Genomic DNA, 22,676 nt, shown 5'->3' on the forward strand with positions numbered 1-22,676 from the left:
CCCGGCCGCTCCCGCACCGACGCTCTCCGGTTCCGCGGTCTCCGCGTCGAAGACCTCCGACCCGGAGATCCCCGCACCCACGATCTCCGACCCGGCCCACTGGCGCGGCATCGCCCCCGATCCGCACGCCGACCGCAGCCTGGCCGAGGACACCAGCCCGGAGGCGGTGGCAAGGTTGCGGGTCCGCAGCCGGGCGCTGTTGGCCGACGTGCTGCGTCCGCACCGCGCCCGGCTGGGCGCCGCGGTGGCGCTGCTGCTGACCCAGAACGCCGCCGCGATGTCCGGACCGTACCTGGTGATGCTCGGCATCGACCGGGCCATCGACCCGCTGCGCGAGGGTCGGCCCGGCCCGCTGGTCGCGGTCGCGGTGGCCTTCGCCGCCGCGAGCGGCACCGAGTACGCGGCCCGGCGCGGCTTCCTCGCCCTCTCCGCCCGGATCGGCCAGGCCGCGCTGCTCGACCTGCGCCAGCGGGTGTACGCGCACTTCCTGCGCCTGCCGGTGGCGTTCCACGAGCGGTACACCTCCGGCCGGATGATCTCGCGCTTGACCAGTGACATCGACTCGATCGCCGAGTTGGTCGACGGGGGCGTGGAGAGCCTGGTGATGGCGGCCCTGACGATCGTGTCGGTGGCCGGCATCCTGCTCTGGCTGGACCTGCCGCTGGCGGCGGTGACCCTGCTCGCCTTCCCGCTGCTGTTCTGGCTGTCCCGCTGGTTCGCCCGCGCCTCGGCCGCCGCGTACCGCCGCACGCGGGAGGCGATGGCGCTGGTCATCGTGCATTTCGTGGAGTCGATGCGCGGTATCCGGGCGGTGCAGGCGTACCGCCGCCAGGAACGCAACCAGCAGATCTTCGCCTCGGTCAACGACGACTACCGACACAGCAGCCGGCACGCCTTCCGCCTGATCGCGACGTACTCGCCGGGGATCAAACTGATCGGCAACGTCACGGTGGCGATGGTGCTCTGTTACGGCGGCGCCCGGGTGCTGGGCGGCGAGACCGGTGTCGGGGTGCTCGCCGCGTTCCTGCTCTATCTGCGCCGGTTCTTCGAGCCGATGCAGGAGCTGAGCCAGTTCTACAACTCGCTCCAGTCGGCCACCGCCGCGCTGGAGAAACTCGCCGGGGTGCTCGACGAGCGACCCGAGGTGGCCGAACCCGCGCACCCGGTGCCGTTGCCGCGCGGGCCGACCCGGGGCGCGGTCGAGTTCCGGGACGTGTCGTTCGGCTACCACTCCGGTCGGGAGATCCTGTCCGGCCTGGATCTCGACATTCCCGCCGGGCAGACGGTGGCGCTGATCGGGCCGACCGGGGCCGGTAAGTCCACCGTCGCCAAGCTGCTCGCCCGGTTCCACGACCCGACCGGCGGCACGGTCCGCCTCGACGGTGTGGACCTGCGCCAGGTCGCCGACGCCGCGCTGCGCCGGACGATGGTGCTGGTCACCCAGGAGACCCACCTGTTCGGTGGCACGGTGGCGGAGAACATCCGGTTCGGTCGGCCGGACGCCGACGACGCCGCCGTGGAGGCCGCCGCGCGGGCCATCGGCGCGCACGACTTCATCGCCGCGCTGCCCCACGGGTACGCCACCGAGGTGCACCGGCGCGGTGGACGGCTCTCCGCCGGGCAGCGGCAACTCGTCGCGTTCGCGCGGGCCTTCCTGGCCGATCCGGCGGTGCTGATCCTGGACGAGGCGACCTCGTCACTGGACGTACCGACCGAACGGCTGGTGCAGCACGCGCTCGGCACCATCCTGCGGGACCGGACCGCGGTGGTGATCGCGCACCGGCTCTCCACGGTGGAGACCGCCGACCGGGTCCTGGTCCTCGACGGTGGCCGGATCGTCGAGGACGGTCCGCCGGCCCGGCTGGTCGCCGAGGGCGGCCGGTACGCCGCGCTGCACCGCCAGTGGCGCGACTCGCTGCTGTAGATATTCCGGTGACCGCCCACCTGGTCACCCGCCTACCATCGACGGATGACTGATACGGCGAGGACGGCCCGCACCGGCGTCCCCGAGCGTCCGACCCTGGACGGGCTCGAGGAGACCTGGTCGCGCCGCTGGCAGGAGGACGGCACGTACGCGTTCGACCGCAGCAAGGAGCGGTCGGACGTATACGCGATCGACACCCCGCCGCCGACCGTATCCGGCGAGCTGCACATGGGGCACGTCTTCTCGTACACGCACACCGACCTGGTCGCCCGCTTCCAGCGGATGCGGGGCCGGACCGTCTTCTACCCGATCGGGTGGGACGACAACGGCCTGCCCACCGAGCGGCGGGTGCAGAACGTCTACGGCGTGCGCTGCGACCCGAGCCTGCCGTACGACCCGGACTGGCAGGCACCGCAGGCGCCGGTCGACGACGCCGCCCGCAAGGACCCGACCCCGATCTCGCGGCGCAACTTCATCGAGTTGTGCGAGCGGTTGACCGTCTCCGACGAGCAGGTGTTCGAGGCGTTGTGGCGGCGGCTGGGTCTCTCGGTGGACTGGTCGCTGATGTACACCACGATCGGTCCGGCGGCTCGGGCCACCTCGCAGCGGGCCTTCCTGCGCAACCTGGCCCGGGGGGAGGCGTACCAGGCGGAGGCGCCGACGCTGTGGGACGTCGGTTTCGCCACCGCCGTGGCCCAGGCCGAGTTGGAGGACCGGGAGCGCCCCGGGGCGTACCACCGGTTGCGGTTCCACCGGCCGGACGGCCGCGAGGTGCTGATCGACACCACCCGGCCGGAGCTGCTGCCGGCCTGTGTCGCGCTGGTCTGCCACCCCGACGACGAGCGGTACGCGGACCTGGTCGGCACGATGGTGCGTACGCCCGTCTTCGGGGTGCAGGTGCCGGTGCGCGCGCACGCGCTGGCGGACCCGGCCAAGGGCACCGGCATCGCGATGGTCTGCACCTTCGGTGACCTCACCGACGTGACCTGGTGGCGGGAACTGGACCTGGAGACCCGGGTGGTGATCGGCCGCGACGGGCGGCTGCTGCCGGAACCACCGTCCGGGGTGCCCGGCGGCCCGTACGCGGAGCTGGCCGGGCAGACCGTCAACGGTGCCCGGCGGCGCCTGGTGGAGCTGCTCGCCGACGCGGGTGACCTGGTCGGCGACGTGCGCCCGATCACGCATCCGGTGAAGTTCTACGAACGCGGCGACCGGCCGCTGGAGATCGTCTCGACCCGGCAGTGGTATCTGCGCAACGGTGGCCGCGACGCCGACCTGCGCGAGGCGCTGCTGGCCCGGGGGCGGGAGCTGCGCTGGGTGCCGGAGCACATGCGGCACCGCTACGAGCACTGGGTGAGCGGCCTGACCGGCGACTGGCTGGTCAGCCGGCAGCGGTTCTTCGGCGTGCCGGTGCCGGTGTGGTACCGGCTCGACGACGTTGGCGAGCCGGACTGGTCCCACCCTCTCACGCCGGACGACGCCACGCTGCCGATCGACCCGTCCGAGGACGCCCCACCCGGGTACGACGAGTCACAGCGCGGCGCGCCGGGCGGTTTCGTCGGCGACCCGGACGTGCTGGACACCTGGGCCACCTCGTCGCTGACCCCGCAGCTCGTCGGCGGTTGGGAACGCGACCCGGAGCTGTTCGCCAAGGTCTTCCCGATGGACCTGCGCCCACAGGGGCAGGAGATCATCCGGACCTGGCTGTTCGCCACCGTGGTGCGGGCGCACCTGGAACACGGCACGCTGCCCTGGCACACCGCCGAGCTGTCCGGCTGGATCCTCGACCCGGACCGCAAGAAGATGTCCAAGTCCAAGGGGAACGTGGTGACCCCGATGGCGCTGCTGGAGCAACACGGCTCGGACGCGGTGCGCTACTGGTCGGCCAACGGTCGGCCCGGCACCGACCTGGCTTTCGACCCGGCCCAGATCAAGGTCGGCCGACGGCTCGCCACCAAGTTGCTCAACGCGTCGCGGTTCGCGCTCGGGCTCGGTGCCGCCGACGCCCTGCGCGCCCCGGCGACCACCGCCCTGGACCGGGCGGTGCTGGCCGAACTGTCGTCCGTGGTGGCGGCGGCGACCACCGCGTTCGAGGCGTACGACCACACGGCCGCGTTGCAGGCCACCGAGTCGTTCTTCTGGCGGTTCTGCGACGACTACATCGAGCTGGTGAAGGAACGTGCCTACGGCACGGGTACCGGTGCCGACTCGGCCCGGGCCACGCTGGCCACCGCGCTCTCCGTGCAGCTCCGACTCTTCGCGCCGGTGCTGCCGTACGCGACCGAGGAGGTGTGGTCCTGGTGGCGGTACGGATCGGTGCACCGCGCGCCGTGGCCCACCACGTACGAGGTGGACCGGGCCGTGCAGGGCGAGGGTGATCCGGCGCTGCTGCGGCTGGCCTCGGACGCGTTGAGCCAGGTCCGGCGGGCCAAGTCGGAGCGGAAACTGTCGATGAGGGCGGAGGTGCCGTTGGCCGAGGCGCTCGGCCCGGCGGCCCTGCTCGACCAGCTCACCGAGGTCGCCGACGACCTGCGGGCGGCGGGCCGGATCGGCAAACTCGACCTGCTGCCGGACCGCACCACCGAACTCGTCATCGCCTGCGCCTTCTAGTGCTCTGCAAGGAAGGGCACCCTGTTAACGCCTGGTGCATAGGAAGGGCCCCCTGCTGACAACCGGCCGGTACGAGCCCGCCGGAACCGTTGATAGGGGGCCCTTCCTATACCGGAGGCGTTAACAGGGTGCCCTTCCTTACATCCGTCAGCTTGTTTCGCCGGCCACCGAGAAGGCGCGCAGGCGGTCGATGGCGAGCACCGTGAAACCGACGCTGACCAGCACCGTCATCACCGCCGCCACCGGCACGGAGACCGTGGTGTTGAGCAGCGCGGTCGGCGCCAGCTTGTCGGCGATGGCGATCACGTAGTGCTGGATGGAGAGCACCCGCGTGCCGGTCACCACGTTGCTGAGCAGCCCTTCCCAGATCAGCACGTAGACCAGGCCGAGCAGCACCGGCCGCCGGGTGAGCAGGCTGCTCGCCACGAACAGCGCCGAGTAGGCCAGCGCGCCGATCGCCGCGGCGACGGCCAGCGCCAGACCGAGGCGGGCCGAGTCGGCCAGCAGGCCCGCGGCGAACAGCGGCACCGCCACGGTGACCGCGGTGGCCCCGGCCGCCACCGCCAGCTTGGGCAGCACGATCTGCCAGCGCGGCAGCGGCGTGGTGAGCACGTGCACCACGGTGCCGTCGTCGATCTCGGCACCGAGCACGCCGGTGCCGACGATCAGCGCGATCACCGGCAGGACCACGGCCAGACCGAGACCGACCAGCACCGGCGGTCCCCAGTCGGTCGGCGCCACCCCCAGGCCACGGGAGAGTACGGCCAGCACCACCAGCAGGACGGGCAGTGGCAGCAGCAGCAGGAACCGACGGCGACCGAACAGCCCGCGCGCGGTGATCCAGGAGACAGTGGACATCAGGCCTCCACCAGGTAGGAGAAGACGCTCTCCAGGGATTCGTCCTCGGGCACGAGCTGGCTGACGCGTACGCCCCGGGCCAGCGCCACCTTCGGCAGCGTCCGGGTGAACGAGCCGTAGTCTCCGGCGCGTACGGTCAGCCCGTTGCGGCCCAGCTCGACGCCGCTGACCGAGGGTTCGGCCATCAGCGCGACGGCCAGCGCGCGGTCGTCGGTGGAGCGGATCGCGAAGACGTGCGGCCGGTTGGTCATCAGACGACGGATGGTGCGGAAGTCGCCGGAGGCGGCGAGTCGGCCGGCGACCATCACCTGCACGGTGCCGGAGACCTGCTCGACCTCCTCCAGGATGTGCGAGCTGAACAGGATGGTGCGGCCCGCGTCGCCGAGCGAGTGCAGCAGCTCCATCATGTGCAGCCGCTGGCGCGGGTCCATGCCGTTGAACGGCTCGTCGAGCAGCAGCACCTGCGGCTCGTGCACCAGCGCCGCGGCCACCCGGGCGCGCTGCCGCATGCCCTTGGAGTACGTGCCGATCCGGCGGTCCTGCGCGCCCTCCAACTCGACCAGGGCGATCGCCCGGCGGGCCGCATCCTTCGGGTCGGGCAGCTTGTGCATCTTGGCGGTGGCGAGCGCGAACTCGTAGGCGGTGAGGAACGAGTGCACCGCCTCCCGCTCGCTGACCAGGCCGAGCAGCCGGTAGACCTCGGGGTTGCGCCAGGTGGGCCGCCCGTCCAGGGTGACCGCGCCCCGCGACGGGGCGAGGAAGCCGGCCATCATGTGCAGCAGCGTGGTCTTGCCGGCCCCGTTCGGCCCGAGCAGGCCGGTCACGCCGGGGCCGAGGGACATGCTGACGTCGTTGACCGCGACCACGTTGCCGTACCAGCGGGAGACCCCGGCCAGGTCGAGGCTGCTGGTGGCGGTGGCCGTCGGCGCGGCGGCGGAGGAGGTCGTGGTCATCGTGCGGCCACCTTCCGGTAGCGGGCCAGCAGCAGGGCGACGCAGCCGGCCACGAGCGCGACGGCGGCCACGGCGTACACCGGGCCGAACGGGCCGAGGTCGGGCACGAAGGCGTCCTGGTCGGTGATCAGCAGGTCGCGCAGTGTCCACACGCCGACGCCCTGCACCAGGGTGGAGGGCGAGGCGAGACCGGAGAGCTGGTTGGCCGCCTGCGAGGGCAGGATCGACATGGTGCCGACGATCGGCGTGGTCATCAGGAAGACCGCGACGATGCCACCGGCGGCGAAGGCCCGCTTGCCGGTCAGCGAGGCGACCAGCAGACCGATCGAGGCGAAGACCGCCGCCCAGAGGCCAGCGTAGAGCAGCCCGCCGACCAGGTCCACGAACTCGTCCCAGACCGCGCCGGGACCGTCCAGCGTGAACGCGGCGCCGAGGAACATGAACATCTGCGGCGCGCCGAGCAGCAGCCAGAGCGAGGTGACCAGGGCGAGCAGCTTGGCCAGCGGGTAGTCGGCGCGGGGCAGCGGCCGGGAGAAGTACAACGGCAGCACACCGCTGCGCAGGTCCCGCGAGACCAGCTCGGGTGCGGCCACCGCGACGAAGAACAGGACCAGCCAGCTCAGGTTGTCGGCGAACTGGGCGTAGGTCATCACCACCTCGCCGAACTGGGCGCGCATCGCGGTGACGGCGACGGCCACCATCAGCACGATGCCGACCACCAGCCAGGGGAAGATCTTCGCCTTGGCGCTGCGGCCAAGACCGAAGGCGGTGCGTACGCCGTGCAGGTAGAGCGACCCGAAGACGTAGCGGCGACCGAGGCGAGGGCCGGTGTACCGCTGGTAGCCGATGTCGTGGATGACGCCGGTCGGCTCAGGCATGGCTGCTCTCCCTTCGGGAGAAGAGTTCGGCGACCCGGTGCCGGCGCTGGTCCAACCGGTGCAGCGGCAGGTCCAGCTCGGCCACCGCACCGAGGATCAGGTCGTAGGTGCCGTCGTCGGCGAGCGGGACCAGGAGCAGTTGCCCCTCCCGGCTCACCGGCAGGTCGAGCGCGGCCAGCCGGGTGGCCAGGTCGTCGGTGCCCTCGCTGACCTCGACGGCGAGCACGTCGATGGCCGAGGTCATCGCGGCGATGTTGTCGGCCCGCAGCAGCCGTCCGCCGTCGATCGCGACCAGCGTGTCGCAGATCCGCTCGACCTCGCCGAGCAGGTGCGAGCAGACCAGGACGGAGATGCCGAACTCGGTGCCGATCCGGTGCACCAGGGCCAGCATCGCGTCCCGACCGGCCGGGTCTAGGCCGTTGGTGGGCTCGTCGAGCAGCAGCAGGTCGGGGTCGTGCACCAGCGCCTGGGCCAGCTTGACCCGCTGCTTCATGCCGGTGGAGTAGCCACCCACCGGGCGGTGCCGCTCCTCGTGCAGCCCGACGTGCCGCAACGCCTCGGAGGCGCGTTCCCGTGCGACCGTCCGCGGCAGGCCGCTGATCCGCCCGAGGTGGGTGACCAGTTCGGCGCCGGACAGATCGGGTGGGAGACAGTCGTGCTCCGGCATGTAGCCGACCCGGGCGCGTACCGCCGCGGGGTCGGTGGTGGGGTCGAGGCCGAGTACGCGTACCTGGCCACTGGTCGGGGCGAGCAGGCCGAGCAGGAGCTTGATCAGCGTCGACTTGCCGGCGCCGTTGGCGCCGACCAGGCCGACTATCCCTGGCTCCACCGCTACCGTCAGCTCGGACAGTGCGGTGACCCCGCCGCCGTAGACCTTCGTCAACGACTCGGTTGCGATCAGTGTCACGCCGACAGCCTAGAGAAGGCCGGCAATGTTCCGGACCCCGGTGAGCGCCCCTGTTTCCCCTGATCCTCCCCGGGTAGCTTCCCCCTAGGGTGCCGCCCGCCGAGTGCTCGGTCCCGGACGCCCGGGGCAGCGGTGCCACCGGGCCGGTTGCGTCCGCCGCGCCGGAAGAGAAGAATTCGGCCCCGCACACACGGTGATCGCGGCATTTAGTACACACTGGAGCACGCGACACGACACCCGGCGAAAGCGGCGGACGGGAGGGCGATGACGGCTGGCGGGCCGAAGGTGAGCGTGGTGGTGCCGGCGTACAACGCCGGTGGGACCATCCAGGCGCTCGTCGACTCCCTGCTGCGGCAGTCCATGCCGGCGGCGGAGTTCGAAGTGATCTTCATCGACGACGGTTCGACCGACGACACCGGGGACCGGCTGGACGAGCTGGCCGCCGCGCACCCGCACATCCAGGTGCTGCACATCGAGAACAGCGGTTGGCCGTCGCGTCCGCGCAACATCGGGATCGCCCGGGCACGCGGCGAGTACGTCCAGTTCGTCGACGACGACGACTGGCTCGCCGACGAGGCCCTGGAACGGCTGTACGCGTACGCCGTGCAGCACGACGCGGACATCGCGATCGGCAAGATGGTCGGCCACGGTCGGACCGTGCCCCGGGAGCTGTTCCGGGTCGACCACCCCCACGCCACGCTCGCCGACACCCCGCTGATCGACAGCCTGACCTGTCACAAGATGTTCCGCCGGGCCTTCCTGCTGGAGCACGACCTGCGCTTCCCGGAGGACCGCAGACGCCTGGAGGACCACCATCTGGTGGCTCGGGCGTACCTGCTCGCCCGCCGGGTCAGCGTGTTGTCCGGCTACACCTGCTACCACCACGCCAAGCGGACCGACGGCGGCAACCTGACCGCCAACCGCCTGGATCCGGCCGAGTACTTCGACAGCCTCCGCGCGGTGCTGGACATCGTCGACGCGCACGTGCCGCCCGGCCCACTTCGCGACCGGCTGTACCGGCGGTGGCTGCGCAACGAGATGATCGCCCGGCTGCGCGGCAAGCGGCTGCGGAACGCGCCCCGGGACTGGGCCGACCGGGTCGTCGAGGAGGTCGGCAGCACGATCCGGAAACGGTTCGCGCCCGAGGTGGCCGCCGCGCTGCCCGCGCTGCAACGGACCGTCGCCGGGCTCGCCGCCGAGGGTCGCATCGAGGACCTGCACCGCCTGGCCGAGTGGGAGGAGGGCGTCCGCGCCACGGTCCGCCTGACCGGGTACGAGCTGACCGGCTCGACGCTCGTCCTCACGCTCACCGGGCAACTGCGCAACGGCGGCGGGCCGATCGTGTTCACCCACGCCGACGGGCGGGACCTGCTCGTCGTACCGGTCGAGGAGATCCCCACCGACCTGCTCGACTGCACCGAGGAGCTGCACCACGGCCGGCTGGACGTCCTCGCCCGGCGGGCCGGGGACGGCGCGGATTTCCTCCTGCCGGTGAGCTTCGAGGTGAAGCGCGTTTCCGTTCCCGCCGGTGGCCTGCGCGTGGTCTACCGGGGCACCGCGACGGTCGACGTCGACCGGCTCGACGGCGGTCCGGACGCGGGTGACTGGACCTTCAAGACCCGGGTGACCAGTTCCGGCTGGACCAAGGAGGCGAAGGTACCGCTGGTGCTCTCCGTCGGTGCCGACGGCCCGGTGGTGGTGGACAAGCGCCCGACGCCGGCTCCCCCACCGCCCCCGGAGACGGTCGGCCTGTGGCGGCGGGTGCGGCGGGCGTTCGGCCACAGTCCCGGTCCGACCGGGCACGGCGCGGTCGGCACGACCTGACCCTCCGACGGCCACCCGGGTCGGGCGGCTGCCGTGGGACGAGTGGCGCTCTCGACCGATCGGCGACCGGCTGCGAAACTGTGTGCCGGTCGCCGGAGTTGGGGGTCTGATGAGCAACGGGTGGGTGCTGCCCGACGAGGTGCTGCGGGACGCGCCGACGTACACGCCGCGTCCCGGCGAGCTCGCGGATCTGGAGCTGTTGCTCACCGGTGCGTACGCGCCGCTGACCGGCTTCATGACCCGGGCCGACCTGGTCTCCGTCAGCCGCCGTGGTCGGCTCGTCGACGGCGCGCCGTGGCCGGTCGCGGTGACCCTCCAGGTGCCGACCGCGCTGGCCCAGGGGCTCGACCTGCACGCCCCGGAGCACCGCACCTTGGTGCTCACCGACGGCGAGGGCGCGCCGGTGGCGGCGCTGGAGGTGGCCGACGCCTGGCAGGTCCGGGACGGCGTGGCCGGGGTCGGCGGCACCGTCCGCCGGCTCGGCGACGGTGGACACGGTCCGTTCCAGCGGCTGCGTCGCCCGCCCGAGGAGATCCGGGCGATGCTGCCGCCCGGCCGGGTGCTCGGCGTGGTCGCCGACCGGCCGTTGCACCGCCCGCAGTTGGCCCAGATCGCGCACGCGGTCCGGACACTCAGCGCCCACCTGCTGATCATGATTCCGGTGGGCGAGGAGGGCACCGGGGGCCTACCGCCGGAGGCACTGGTGCGCGGCGTCTTCGCCGCCCGGGACCGGATGCCGCCGGCCACCCTGGTCGCGGTGCCGTTCTCCCGTCGACCGGACGAGATCAGCGACGCCCTGTTGCGGGCCCGGGTGTCCGCCGCGTACGGCGTGACCCACCTGCTCTCCACCGGGGAGATGCTCTCCGGTGCCGGGCTGCGGGTGCTGGTGCCCCGGGAACTCGCCTACGACAACCGGGACGGCCAGTGGCGTTGGCGTGAGGACATCCCGCCGCGCAACCGGCGGTTGGCGCTGACCCAGGCCGAGGTCGACGATCTGCTGGACCGGGGCTTCCCGCTGCCGGAGTGGCACACCCCGCCGGCGGTGGCGAAGGAGTTGGCCCGGGCCCGGCCGCCCCGACGGCACCGGGGACTGGTGGTCTTCCTCACCGGGCTCTCCGGCTCGGGCAAGTCGACGGTCGCCCGAGGGCTCGCCGACACGCTGCGCGAGCAGGGCGAGCGTACGGTGACCCTGCTCGACGGCGACGTGGTGCGCCGGGAGCTGACCGCCGGGCTGGGCTTCAGCCGGGCTGACCGGGACACCAACGTGCGGCGGATCGGCTGGGTGGCCGCCGAGATCGCCCGGCACCGGGGCATCGCCGTCTGCTGCCCGATCGCCCCGTACGCGCAGGCCCGGGCCGTCGCCCGGGAGATGGCCGTGGCGGCGGGCGCCGGTTTCGTGCTGGTGCACGTGGCCACGCCGTTGGAGGTGTGCGAGCAGCGTGACCGCAAGGGCCTGTACGCGCGGGCGCGGGCCGGTCTGCTCACCGGGATGACCGGCATCGACGACCCGTACGAGGAGCCGACCGACGCGGACCTGGTGCTCGACACCACGGATCTCGCGGTGGACGACGCGGTCCACGCGGTCCTGCACCAGCTCACCGAGACCGGCTGGGTGGAGCCGCCGCGACCGGCGCTCTGACTGGCGCAGCGTTCCCTTCCGGGAGGTTGCCGACCCGCGCTATGTTTGCCCATGTTCGAAGATGTTCGTTGACGTGGGGCGCGGAGGGTGCCGATGCTCGCCCAACAACGCCAGGCGGCGATCCTGGACCGGGTCCGGGCCACCGGTGGGGTACGCGTCGGTGAGCTGGCCACCGAGTTCGGTGTCTCCGACATGACCATCCGACGCGACCTGGACCTGCTGCACGAGCGCGGCCTGCTGGCCAAGGTACACGGCGGCGCCACCGTCGCCGGCTCCACGGACGAGCCCGGCTTCCAGGCCAAGTCGGTCCGCCAGCAGGCCGAGAAGGCCGCCATCGCCGCTCGGGCGGCACGACTGGTGCACCCCGGCGCGGCGATCGCGCTCTCCGCCGGCACCACCACCGCCGAGCTGGCCCGACGGCTGGTCGACGTGCCGTCCCTGACCGTGGTGACCAACTCTCTGCCGGTCGCCGACATCCTGCACGACCAGGGTCGGGACGACCAGACGGTGGTGCTCACCGGCGGCGTGCGGACGCCGTCGGACGCGCTGGTCGGGCCGCTGGCGGTGACCGCCGTCCGGTCCCTGCACCTGGACCTGCTCTTCCTCGGCGTCCACGGGGTCACCGATCGGGCCGGCTTCACCACGCCCAACCTGCTGGAGGCGGAGACCAACCGGGCCCTGGTGGCCGCCGCCGACCGGCTAGTGGTGCTCGCCGACCACACCAAGTGGGGCACCGTCGGTCTCTCCGCCATCGCCCCGCTGTCCGACGCGCACGTGCTGGTCACCGACGACCGGCTGGCCCCGGAGGCCCGTCGGCTGCTCGCCGACCGGGTCGGTGAACTGCTCGTGGTGCCGACGAGCGGTTCGGAGGCGGCGCGATGAGGCGTACCGCGATCAGGCTGGCCGACGGCCGCGAACTCGTCTACTTCGACGAGCGGGACGACGCCGTCCGGGACCAGCCGGACCGGCGCGAGCTGCCCCCTCCCCCACCCGCCTCCCAGCTCCGCTACGACCCGCTCACCGACGAGTGGGTCGCGCTGGCGGTGCACCGGCAGACCCGGATCTTCCTCCCGTCGGCCGACCAGTGTCCGCTCTGCCCCTCCACCGACGACTGGTTGAGCGAGATCCCGGCGCCCGACTACGACGTGGCGGTCTTCGAGAACCGGTTCCCGGCCCTGAGCGGCAACGTGGTCGACGAGCCCACCGAGATGACGCCGTTCACCGCGGTCCGTCCCGGGCAGGGTCGCTGCGAGGTGGTCTGCTTCACCGACGACCACCACGGCTCCTTCGTCGGCCTGCCGCCGCGCCGGGTCCGCACCGTGCTCGACGCGCTGGCCGACCGGACCGCCGTGTTGAGCGGGTTGCCCGGTGTGGAGCAGGTGTTCTGCTTCGAGAACCGGGGGGTGGAGATCGGCGTGACCCTGCACCACCCGCACGGGCAGATCTACGCGTTCCCGTTCGTCGCGCCGCGTACCCGGTCGCTGTTGGGCGCGGCCCGGCGGCACGCGGAGCGCACCGGCGGCCGGAACCTCTACGCCGACGTGCTCGCCGCCGAGCGTGCGGCCGGTGAGCGGGTGGTGGCCGGCAACGACCACTGGACCGCGTACGTCCCGGCCGCCGCCCGCTGGCCGTTCGAGGTGCACCTCGCCCCGCACCGGCCGGTGCCCGACATCCCCGCGTTGAGCGAGGCCGAGCGGGACGCCTTCGGCCCGCTCTACCTGGACCTGCTGCGCCGCTTCGACGGCCTGTTCGACGCGCCGATGCCCTACATCGCCGCCTGGCACCAGGCACCGGTACGCGTCGACCGGGAGCTGGGTCACCTGCATCTGCAACTGTTCAGCGTGAAGCGGGCCGCGGACAAGCTGAAGTACCTGGCCGGTACGGAGTCCGCGATGGGCGTGTTCAGCAACGACATCGCCCCGGAGCAGGCCGCCGCCCGGCTCCGTGCCGTCTGACCCGTGCATCCGATCCGCCGGATCCGGGGCGGTGGACACCGTCGGAAAGCAGGGCGCGGGGGGCCCGGGACAGGGCCCCCCGCAGGGAAGGGACGGCTGGCTGTCGTGACAGCCGAGGAAGGTTGGCTGCTGGGCACGCGTGCCGCGCGGCGGCGACGGTCAACCTTCCAGGACGGGACTGGCATCTCGTCCATCCTGGTCAACGAGGCGCGCCGGGTCGGGTGACGCGGGTACGGCGTGTCCCCCGCGCCGCGCCGGAGAAGACCACGAGCCCGCCGGCTGGTCGGCCGGCGGGCTCGTGGGAGGCGGACGGGACTCAGGCGGCCAGGCGGCGCGCCAGGTTCTCGTCGAGGGTGTTCATGAACTCGTCGGTGGTCTGCCACGGGGCGTCCCGCGAGATGAGCAGCGCCAGGTCCTTGGTCATCTGCCCGCTCTCGACGGTGGAGACGATGACCTGCTCCAGGGTGTTGGCGAACTCGGTGACCGCCGGGGTGCCGTCCAGCTTGCCCCGGTGGGCCAGGCCCCGGGTCCAGGCGTAGATCGAGGCGATCGGGTTGGTGGAGGTCTTCTCGCCCTTCTGCCACTGCCGGTAGTGCCGGGTGACGGTGCCGTGCGCGGCCTCGGCCTCGACGGTGCGACCGTCGGGCGAGAGCAGCACGGAGGTCATCAGACCGAGCGAGCCGAAGCCCTGCGCGACGGTGTCCGACTGCACGTCACCGTCGTAGTTCTTGCACGCCCAGACGTAGCCGCCCTCCCACTTGAGCGCGGCGGCGACCATGTCGTCGATCAGCCGGTGCTCGTAGGTCAGGCCCGCGGCGTCGAACTCCGCCTTGAACTCGTTCTCGAACACCTCGGCGAAGATGTCCTTGAAGCGGCCGTCGTACGCCTTCAGGATCGTGTTCTTGGTGGACATGTAGACCGGGTAGCCACGGTCCAGGCCGTAGCGGAACGAGGCCCGCGCGAAGTCCCGGATCGAGTCGTCGTAGTTGTACATGCCCATGGCGATGCCGCCGCCCGGGAAGTTGGCGATCTCCATCTCGACCGGGTCCGAACCGTCGGCCGGGGTGTAGGTGATGGTGACCGTGCCCGGGCCGGGCACCACGAAGTCGGTGGCGCGGTACTGGTCGCCGTGGGCGTGCCGGCCGATGATGATCGGCTTGGTCCAGCCCGGGACCAGGCGGGGCACGTTCGACATGATGATCGGCTCGCGGAAGACGACGCCGCCGAGGATGTTGCGGATGGTGCCGTTCGGCGACCGCCACATCTTCTTCAGCCCGAACTCCTCGACGCGGGCCTCGTCCGGGGTGATGGTGGCGCACTTGACGCCGACGCCGTGTTCCTTGATGGCGTTCGCGGCGTCGACGGTCACCTGGTCGTCGGTGGCGTCACGGTGCTGGATCGACAGGTCGTAGTAGTGCAGGTCGACGTCGAGGTAGGGCAGGATCAGCTGCTCGCGGATCTGCTTCCAGATGATCCGGGTCATCTCGTCGCCGTCGAGCTCCACGACCGGGTTGTTTACCTTGATCTTCGCCATCGGCCGGCGCTCCTCTCGGGGGACACATGCTCAAGCAGTACGAGCGTACTGGATCGGTTGGGACGAGGAACGCCGCGCCCACCGGTCGGCCGGGAACGGCCACGGGCCCGGCGGGACTTACCCCGCCAGGCCCGGCGCATGCGCGGTGGATCAGTCGGCCGACCCGGTGCCGTGCAGCCACTGGACCACCTGCAGGATCACCCCGTTGGGGTCGGCGACCTGGAAGAAGCGCTCTCCCCAGGGCTCGGTCTGCACCTCGGTGACGATCGGCACACCGGCGGCCTGGAGGCGGGCGTACTCGGTGTCGATGTCGTCCACGACGAACGCGACGAGCACGCCCTCGGCCCGCTGGTCCTTCAGGCTCGGGGGTTGGAGGCTGGCCAGCCCCGTACGCAGGAAGATCAGGTTGAAGCCGACCCCGTCCCGGGCCAGCGAGACGAACCCGTCGGCCGACATCTCCTCCCGGAACCCGAAGTGCTGCTTGACGAACTCGGCCGACGTCGTCACGTCATCGACGTTGAGCGAGATGGCCGAAGCGGTGATCTGCATGCGCTCTCCCACCTTGCGGAAACTTACTCCGTACATTGTACATCGTACTTCGTACAGAGATTTGGCCTGCAAAGATCGGAGGGTGCCCGACCATCACACCGGAGGCGGCGATCCCGCCCACACCCTGCGCCTGCTCTGGCGGCAGCCCGACGCCGCCCCCCCGCGCCGCGGCCCCCGCCAGGGCCGCTCGTTGGACGAGATCGTGATGGCCGCCATCGCGCTGGCCGATGCCGAGGGGCTGGATGCGGTGACCATGCGAGCGCTCGCCCGAGCCCTCGGGGTGGCGCCGATGACCCTCTACACGTACGTGCCGGGCAAGGCCGAACTGCTCGACCTGATGCTGGACGCGATCTACGCGGGCATGCCCCGGCCGGACCGCTCCGACCAGCCGTGGCGGGCGCGGGTGGCGGCGCTCGCGCAGGACAACCGGGACCTCTTCACCGCCCACCCCTGGGCCGCCGAGGTCGCCACCGGTCGCCCGCCGCTGGGGCCGGGCCTGATGGCCAAGTACGAACACGAGCTGCGCGCCTTCGACGACACCGGCCTGGACGACGTGACCCGGGACGCCGCGTTGACCTTCGTCCTCGACTTCGTCCGGGCCGCGGCCCGCTCGGCGGCCGAGGCGCGCTCCGCCCGAGCGCAGACCGCCTGGACCGACGAGCAGTGGTGGGCGGCGAACGCCCCCCTACTGGCCCAGGTCCTCGACGAGCAGCAGTACCCCACCGCCGTACGCGTCGGCACCGCCGCCGGCACCGCCCAGCAGGCCGCCTACCATCCCGACCGCGCCTACACGTTCGGCCTGACCCGCATCCTGGACGCCCTGACCACCCTCATCGACCAGCCGAGTTGATCAAGAAGCTTGCGTCTCCGAATCGCTCCTCGGGAGACGCAAACTTCTTGATCAACCTGGGGTGGGGTTACATGTTGGCTACGTCGGCCTGCTTGGCGCGGACGGCCTCGGCGGCCTCCTTGAGACTGGCCAGTTCGTCGGCGTCCAGGTCGGTCTCGACCACGCGCTTGACGCCCTCGGCGCCGATCGCCGCCTCCACGCCCAGGTAGACGCCGGAGATGCCGTACTCGCCGTCGACCCAGGCGCAGACCGGCATGACCTCGCCGGAGTCCTCGGCGACGGCCTTGGCCATCCGGGCGGCGGCGGCCGACGGGGCGTAGTACGCCGAACCGGTCTTGAGCAGGGCGACCACCTCGGCGCCGCCGTTACGGGTGCGGACGACCAGGTCCTCGATCTGCTCGGCCGGCATCACCTCACGCAGCGGCTTGCCGTTCACGCTGCTCTGCGACGGCACCGGGACCATGGTGTCGCCGTGCGACCCCAGGGTCAGCGTCTTCACCGCCTTCACCGGCACCTCCAGCGCCTCGGCGACGAAGTTGCTGAACCGGGCGGTGTCCAGCATGCCGGCCTGGCCGAGCACCCGGTTACGCGGGAACTGGGTGGCGATCTGGGCCAGCGCGGTCATCTCGTCCAACGGGTTGGAGACCACGATGACGACGGCGCTCGGAGCGTACTTGGCGACGTTCTCGGCGACCTGACGCACGATCTTGGCGTTGGTCTCCAGCAGGTCCATCCGGCTCATGCCCGGCTTGCGCGGCAGGCCGGCGGTGATGACGACCACGTCGGAGCCCTCGATGCCCTCGTAGCCCTCACCGTTGCGGCCGGTGGTGACGCCGACGACCTTGGTCTCGAAGCCCTCGACCGCCCGGGACTGGTTGAGGTCGAGAGCGATGCCCGCAGGCTTGCCCTCGATGATGTCGGTGATGACGACGGTGTCGAAGACGTCGTACTCGGCCAGGCGCTGCGCGGTGGTGGAGCCGTAGAATCCGGCGCCGACGACAGTGACCTTCTTACCCATGGTCGTCCCACTCCCTGCTACCAGTCGGTTTTCCGGACGGTATCAGCCATCCTGGCACCCGTCAGGCCAGGGGCGGACGGTTATGGGCCTTCCGCCACCTCAGCCGCGTTCGGCCCGCTCGACCACGTTGGTCAGCAGCATCGCCCGGGTCATCGGACCGACCCCGCCGGGCATCGGCACCACCTTGCCGGCCACCTCGAAGACCTCCGGGTCCACGTCGCCGGTGTAGCGGCCCTTGCCGTCCGAGCCGATGACCCGGGTGATGCCCACGTCGACCACGACCGCGCCCGGGGTAATCATCTCGGCCGTGAGCAGGCCGGGTACGCCGGCAGCGACGATCACGATGTCGGCGGCGCGGGTGTGCGCGGCCAGGTCGAGGGTGCCGGTGTGGCAGAGCGTCACGGTGGCGTTCTCGCTGCGCCGGGTCAGCAGCAGCCCGAGCGGGCGACCGACGGTGTTGCCGCGACCGACCACCGCCACGTTGGCGCCGCGCAGCGGCACCTCGTGCCGCCGGAGCAGTTCCACGATGCCGCGGGGGGTGCAGGGCAACGGCGCGTCGTAGCCGAGCACCAGCCGGCCCAGGTTGACCGGGTGCAGGCCGTCGGCGTCCTTCTCCGGATCGATCAGTTCGAGCACCCGCTGGGTGTCCAGATGTCCCGGCAGGGGCAGTTGGACGATGTAGCCGTGGCAGGCCGGGTCGGCGTTCAGCTCGGCCAGGGTCCGGTCGACCTGCTCCTGGGTGGCGTCGGCCGGCAGCTCACGCCGGATCGAGGCGATGCCGACCTCGGCGCAGTCGCGGTGCTTTCCGTTGACGTATGCCTGGGAGCCGGGGTCGCTGCCCACCAGCACCGTGCCCAGTCCCGGCACGGTTCCCCGTTCCGCCAGGGCCTTGACCCGCGCCCGCAGCTCGTCCTTGATCTCTGCCGCGGTCGCCTTGCCGTCTAGAAGCGTCGCCGTCACGACCTGATCGTCTCACGCCCGCCACGGTCGCCTCCCCCGACCTGGCGGGCTGGCGACACGGACCACCAAACTACTCTCCGTCAGGTGTCGTTCCTCACTTTGAGTGACGACTTGTGCCGGCAGCCACTACGGCTCCGGACAGCCGGGCACGAACGCCCGCAATCCGACGATCACGCTGTTCGCCACCCGAGAAGGTGCCGACCGCCGCACGGCACGTGCAAACCGCACCAGAAAGAGCACGCCATCGCCGGTTTGGGCGCCTCGGCGTAGCACGGTTGCCGACGCTCGCCAAGCCGGAGGGCCGCGTTCTGTTACCCCTTCGAGACCGATACGTTGCCGAGTCACGGCCCACGACCTACCGTTGCCGAGCGTTGCGCAGAGTTACCCCAATGCCGGGCTTGATTGCGCAGCGTAATGAGACGAGGAGGCTCAATGCGCGTTCGTAGGCTCGCCGCCTGGACCGCCCTCCCGCTCGCGGTGACGCTGGGCCTGGTGGCCTGCGGCTCGGGCGGCGACGGTTCCGGTGAGAGCGACCCCAACGCGGCCGTGCGGATCGAGATCGCCGAGCCGCAGCACCTGGTGCCGACCAACACCAACGAGACGAGCGGCTCCCAGGTGCTCGCCGCCCTGTTCAGCCCGCTGGTCGACTACGACGAGGCCCACAAGCCGTACGAGGTCGCGGCCGAGTCGATCACGTCCGAGGACAACACCACCTGGACGATCACGCTGAAGGACGGCTACACCTTCCACAACGGCGAGGACGTCACCGCCGACAACTACATCGACGCCTGGAACTACGGCGCGTACGCCCCGAACGGGCAGAACTCCAGCTACTTCTTCGAGAAGATCGCCGGGTACGACGACCTCCAGGGCGAGAACCCGAAGGCCACCACGCTCAGCGGGCTCAAGAAGGTCGACGACGACACCTTCACCGTCACGCTGTCCCAGCCGTACAGCGAGTTCACCGCGATGCTCGGCTACACCGCCTTCTACCCGCTGCCGGAGGCCGCGTTCTCCGCACCGGGCGAGCTGGCCGAGGGGTACGAGCAGGCGCCGATCGGCCAGGGTCCGTTCAAGATGAAGGGCACCTGGCAGCACGACGCCAAGGTCGAGGTCGAGCGGTACGACGCCTTCCCGGGCGAGCAGCCGAAGGTGGCCGGCGTCGAGTTCCGGATCTACCAGCAGCTCACCGCCGCCTACGCGGACGTGCTGTCGGACAACCTCGACGTGATCAAGACCGTGCCGACCGAGAACCTCTCCACCGCCGGCACCGACCTGGGTGACCGGTTCCAGCAGAGTCCCGCGTCGTCGCTGCACTTCCTGGCCTTCCCGACCTTCCAGGAGGAGTTCAGCAACCCGGACGTGCGCAAGGCCATCTCGATGGCGATCGACCGCGAGGAGATCACCCGGTCGATCTTCAAGGACTCGCAGCAGCCGGCCCGCTCGTTCGTGTCGCCGGTGGTCGCCGGCTACCGGGAGAACACCGTCGGCGCTCCGGGCGAGTTCGACCCCGCCCGCGCCAAGACGCTGTACCAGGCGGCGGGCGGCCCGTCGAAGATCACCCTGTCGTACAACGGCGACGGTGGGCACAAGGACTGGATCGACGCCACCTGCAACCAGCTCAAGGCCAACCTGGGCGTGGACTGCGTCGGCAACGCCGAGCCGAAGTTCGCCGACCTGCTGACCAAGGTCAAGGCCAAGCAGCCGGTCGGCCTGTTCCGGATGGGCTGGATCATGGACTTCCCGTCCATGGAGAACTACCTGGGCCCGCTGTACAGCTCGAACGGTTCGTCGAACTACTACGGCTACAGCAACCCGGAGTTCGACGAGCTGCTCGCCGAGGGCGCCAGCGCCCCCAGCGTCGAGGAAGCGATCAAGAAGTACCAGGCGGCCGAGGACCTGCTGGCCGAGGACCTGCCGGTGGTACCGCTGCGCTTCGGTCAGAACAACTTCGGCCACTCGACCAAGGTGAAGAACGTCGAGATGGACCTCTTCAACCGGGTCGACCTGATCAAGATCGAGGCCGTCAAGTAACACGACCACGGGCGCGGGTCGGGTCGAGGCGACCCGACCCGCCACGTGGTTCGCCCTTTTTGGGGAGACTGCCTAGTATGTTCCGCTTCATCGTGCGGCGCCTGCTGCAGATGGTCCTGGCCTTCTTCGGCACCACGCTGATCGTCTACGCGTTGATGTTCGCCGGCCAGGGCGACCCGATCCAGGCGCTCGCCGGTGAACGTCCGGTCACCGAGGCCCAGCGGGCCTACCTCACCGAGAAATACCACCTCGACGCGACCGGTGTCGGCGGCTTCCTCTACCGCTACTTCGACTACCTATCCAATCTGCTCCGCGGCGACCTCGGCGACTCGCTCACCGGCCGGTCGATCGGTGACATCCTCGCCACCGCCTGGCCGGTCACCATCAAACTGGCGCTGATCGCCATCGCGGTCGCCGTGATCTTCGGGGTCACCGCGGGCGTCCTCGCCGGCATCCGCCGGGCCGGCATCTTCGACAACGCCACGCTGCTGCTGACGCTGCTGGTGCTCGGCATCCCGACCATCGTGCTCGCGCCGCTCGCGCAGTACTTCCTCGGCGTCAAGTGGCAGGTCTTCCCGCCCACCGCCGGCGCCGACCCCGACTTCGGCTCGCTGCTGCTGCCCGGGATCGTGCTCGGCTCGCTCTCCCTGGCCACCGCGCTGCGGCTGACCCGGACCTCGGTGGCCGAGAACCTGCGCGCCGACTACGTGCGTACCGCCCGTTCCAAGGGCCTGCCGAACCGGCGGGTGGTCAGCGTGCACGTCCTGCGCAACTCGCTCATCCCGGTGATCACCTTCCTCGGCGTCGAGGTGGGCAACCTGATGAGCGGCGCGATCATCACCGAGGGCGTGTTCAACATCCCCGGCGTCGGCTTCAACCTGTTCCGCGCCATCCGCACCGAGGACGGCCCGCTGGTGGTGGGCATCGTCAGCGTGCTCGTCGTGGTCTACCTGGTCTCCAACCTGGTGGTGGACGTCCTGTACGCCGTCCTGGACCCGAGGATCCGCTATGAGTGAGCGCAGCGAACGAATCGGTCGGCTCAGCGGACATGCCGGCACCGAGCGCAGCGAGGGGGCGGCACGAGTGAGCGCAGCGAACGAATCGGTCAGCCCAGCGGACATGCCGGCACCGAGCGCAGCGAGGGGGCGGCACGAGTGAGCGCAGCGAACGAATCGGCCAGCCCAGCGGACATGCCGGCACCGAGCGCGGCGAGGGGTGGGCATGAGTGACTTCGAGACCGTTGCGGCGTCGGAGAACCAGGCCGCGCGACGCGGGCCGACGGGTGAGCCGGGCGCGCCCGACCAGGTCGGCCGGCCCCACAAGCCGCGCAGCCTCGCCGGGGACGCCTGGCGCGACCTGCGCCGCAAGCCGATCTTCTGGATCAGCCTGGCGCTGGTGCTGCTGGTGGCCGCGATGGCCGCCGCGCCGGGGCTGTTCACCAGCAACGACCCGGGCGACTGCGTGCTGTCCCGGCAGCACGCGGCCCCGTCCGGCGGGGCGATCTTCGGGTACGACTTCCAGGGCTGCGACACGTACGCCCGCGCGGTCTACGGCGCCCGGGCGTCCCTGCTGGTCGGCGCCCTCTCCGCGCTGCTCACCGGGGTGATCGCGCTGGTCGTCGGGATGCTCGCCGGCTACTTCGGCGGCTGGGTCGACGCGGTGCTCAGCCGGGTGATCGACATCGTGCTCGGCATCCCGCTGCTGCTGGCCGCGATCGTGCTACTCAAGCGGGTCGCCAGCGACAGTGCCACGGTCCGCGTCGGTGCCGTCATCTTCGTGCTCGCGGTGCTCGGCTGGACCACCGCCGCCCGGGTGGTCCGCTCCTCGGTGATCACCGCTCGGGAGCAGGACTACGTGTCGGCGGCGCGGATGCTGGGCGCCGGCAACGGCCGGATCATGTGGCGGCACATCCTGCCGAACGCGCTCGCCCCGGCGATCGTGGTGCTGACGATCGCGCTCGGTTCGTTCATCGCCGCCGAGGCGACGCTCTCCTTCCTCGGCATCGGCCTGCGGGAACCGACCATCTCCTGGGGCATCGACATCAACAACGGTCGGGTGCACATGCGGGAGTCGGCCACCCCGCTGGTCGTCCCGTCGACGTTCCTGGCCCTGACCGTGCTGGCGTTCATCATGCTCGGCGACGCCATCCGTGACGCGTTCGACCCGAAGCTGCGGTGACCGAC

Annotated in this window: 18 protein-coding genes; 10 read left to right on the plus strand and 8 right to left on the minus strand. The window is 71.2% G+C overall.

Annotated elements, in window-relative coordinates:
* Positions 1–67: 67 nt before the first annotated feature.
* Together ACQVFL_RS25795 and valS are read left to right on the plus strand one after the other, a co-directional pair.
* Positions 68–1,924, plus strand: coding sequence for an ABC transporter ATP-binding protein (locus ACQVFL_RS25795; protein ID WP_431729894.1), 1,857 nt, complete (start codon positions 68–70; stop codon positions 1,922–1,924).
* A 45-nt stretch (positions 1,925–1,969) separates the two neighbouring features.
* Positions 1,970–4,534: a valine--tRNA ligase gene (valS, locus tag ACQVFL_RS25800; RefSeq protein ID WP_431727782.1), complete on the plus strand. Its 2,565-nt coding sequence runs from the start codon at positions 1,970–1,972 to the stop codon at positions 4,532–4,534.
* A gap of 147 nt (positions 4,535–4,681) precedes the next feature.
* Here the strand turns inward: valS and ACQVFL_RS25805 are convergent, their stop codons facing one another.
* Genes ACQVFL_RS25805 through ACQVFL_RS25820 form a run of 4 tightly spaced genes read right to left on the minus strand, consistent with a single transcriptional unit; the run spans position 4,682 to position 8,130 of the window.
* Entirely contained in the window at positions 4,682–5,392 is a 711-nt protein-coding gene (locus ACQVFL_RS25805) for an ABC transporter permease (protein ID WP_396690449.1), read from the minus strand.
* Entirely contained in the window at positions 5,392–6,345 is a 954-nt protein-coding gene (locus tag ACQVFL_RS25810) for an ABC transporter ATP-binding protein (RefSeq protein WP_431727783.1), read from the minus strand. The genes ACQVFL_RS25805 and ACQVFL_RS25810 overlap by 1 nt, the downstream gene beginning before the upstream one ends.
* On the minus strand, positions 6,342–7,223 hold the full coding sequence (locus tag ACQVFL_RS25815; RefSeq protein ID WP_396690447.1) for an ABC transporter permease: 882 nt from the start codon (positions 7,221–7,223) through the stop codon (positions 6,342–6,344). Before ACQVFL_RS25815 ends, ACQVFL_RS25810 begins: the two co-directional genes overlap by 4 nt.
* The gene (locus ACQVFL_RS25820) at positions 7,216–8,130 is read right to left on the minus strand and encodes an ABC transporter ATP-binding protein (protein ID WP_396690445.1); all 915 of its coding nucleotides are present in this window, start codon (positions 8,128–8,130) and stop codon (positions 7,216–7,218) included. Before ACQVFL_RS25820 ends, ACQVFL_RS25815 begins: the two co-directional genes overlap by 8 nt.
* 264 nt (positions 8,131–8,394) lie before the next feature.
* On the opposite strand from ACQVFL_RS25820, the gene ACQVFL_RS25825 reads away from it, so the two are divergent.
* The 4 genes from ACQVFL_RS25825 (at position 8,395) to galT (ending at position 13,548) form a co-directional block, all read left to right on the plus strand.
* The gene (locus ACQVFL_RS25825; protein WP_396690443.1) at positions 8,395–9,954 is read left to right on the plus strand and encodes a glycosyltransferase family 2 protein; all 1,560 of its coding nucleotides are present in this window, start codon (positions 8,395–8,397) and stop codon (positions 9,952–9,954) included.
* 109 nt (positions 9,955–10,063) lie between these two features.
* Positions 10,064–11,593, plus strand: coding sequence for an adenylyl-sulfate kinase (gene cysC, locus ACQVFL_RS25830; protein WP_396690442.1), 1,530 nt, complete (start codon positions 10,064–10,066; stop codon positions 11,591–11,593).
* Between the two features lie 93 nt (positions 11,594–11,686).
* Complete coding sequence (locus ACQVFL_RS25835) at positions 11,687–12,475, plus strand: DeoR/GlpR family DNA-binding transcription regulator (protein WP_396690440.1); 789 nt, start codon at positions 11,687–11,689, stop codon at positions 12,473–12,475.
* Positions 12,472–13,548: a galactose-1-phosphate uridylyltransferase gene (gene galT, locus ACQVFL_RS25840; RefSeq protein ID WP_396690438.1), complete on the plus strand. Its 1,077-nt coding sequence runs from the start codon at positions 12,472–12,474 to the stop codon at positions 13,546–13,548. Before ACQVFL_RS25835 ends, galT begins: the two co-directional genes overlap by 4 nt.
* Before the next feature lie 316 nt (positions 13,549–13,864).
* Here galT and ACQVFL_RS25845 read toward each other — a convergent pair whose 3' ends face one another.
* Complete coding sequence (locus tag ACQVFL_RS25845; RefSeq protein ID WP_117226137.1) at positions 13,865–15,082, minus strand: NADP-dependent isocitrate dehydrogenase; 1,218 nt, start codon at positions 15,080–15,082, stop codon at positions 13,865–13,867.
* A gap of 150 nt (positions 15,083–15,232) precedes the next feature.
* The gene (locus ACQVFL_RS25850) at positions 15,233–15,631 is read right to left on the minus strand and encodes a VOC family protein (RefSeq protein WP_396690435.1); all 399 of its coding nucleotides are present in this window, start codon (positions 15,629–15,631) and stop codon (positions 15,233–15,235) included.
* A gap of 82 nt (positions 15,632–15,713) precedes the next feature.
* Between ACQVFL_RS25850 and ACQVFL_RS25855 the strand changes: the two genes are divergently transcribed.
* Positions 15,714–16,481 (plus strand): TetR/AcrR family transcriptional regulator, encoded by a 768-nt coding sequence (locus ACQVFL_RS25855; RefSeq protein ID WP_431727784.1) that lies wholly within the window; start codon positions 15,714–15,716, stop codon positions 16,479–16,481.
* Positions 16,482–16,548: 67 nt separating this feature from the next.
* Here ACQVFL_RS25855 and ACQVFL_RS25860 read toward each other — a convergent pair whose 3' ends face one another.
* Together ACQVFL_RS25860 and ACQVFL_RS25865 are read right to left on the minus strand one after the other, a co-directional pair.
* Positions 16,549–17,499: a malate dehydrogenase gene (locus ACQVFL_RS25860; RefSeq protein WP_396690431.1), complete on the minus strand. Its 951-nt coding sequence runs from the start codon at positions 17,497–17,499 to the stop codon at positions 16,549–16,551.
* A 99-nt stretch (positions 17,500–17,598) separates the two neighbouring features.
* Positions 17,599–18,459, minus strand: coding sequence for a bifunctional methylenetetrahydrofolate dehydrogenase/methenyltetrahydrofolate cyclohydrolase (locus ACQVFL_RS25865; protein ID WP_431727785.1), 861 nt, complete (start codon positions 18,457–18,459; stop codon positions 17,599–17,601).
* Between the two features lie 432 nt (positions 18,460–18,891).
* On the opposite strand from ACQVFL_RS25865, the gene ACQVFL_RS25870 reads away from it, so the two are divergent.
* The 3 genes from ACQVFL_RS25870 to ACQVFL_RS25880 all read left to right on the plus strand — a co-directional run bounded on the left by ACQVFL_RS25870 (position 18,892) and on the right by ACQVFL_RS25880 (position 22,671).
* On the plus strand, positions 18,892–20,493 hold the full coding sequence (locus ACQVFL_RS25870; protein WP_396690428.1) for a peptide ABC transporter substrate-binding protein: 1,602 nt from the start codon (positions 18,892–18,894) through the stop codon (positions 20,491–20,493).
* Positions 20,494–20,570: 77 nt separating this feature from the next.
* Positions 20,571–21,509 carry an ABC transporter permease gene (locus ACQVFL_RS25875; RefSeq protein WP_431727786.1) on the plus strand — a complete coding sequence of 313 codons (939 nt, stop codon included), beginning with the start codon at positions 20,571–20,573 and terminating at the stop codon, positions 21,507–21,509.
* 205 nt (positions 21,510–21,714) lie between these two features.
* On the plus strand, positions 21,715–22,671 hold the full coding sequence (locus ACQVFL_RS25880) for an ABC transporter permease (RefSeq protein WP_431727787.1): 957 nt from the start codon (positions 21,715–21,717) through the stop codon (positions 22,669–22,671).
* Positions 22,672–22,676: the final 5 nt, after the last annotated feature.

The sequence above is a fragment of the Verrucosispora sp. TAA-831 genome, from assembly GCF_050780145.1.
Lineage (GTDB): Bacteria > Actinomycetota > Actinomycetes > Mycobacteriales > Micromonosporaceae > Micromonospora.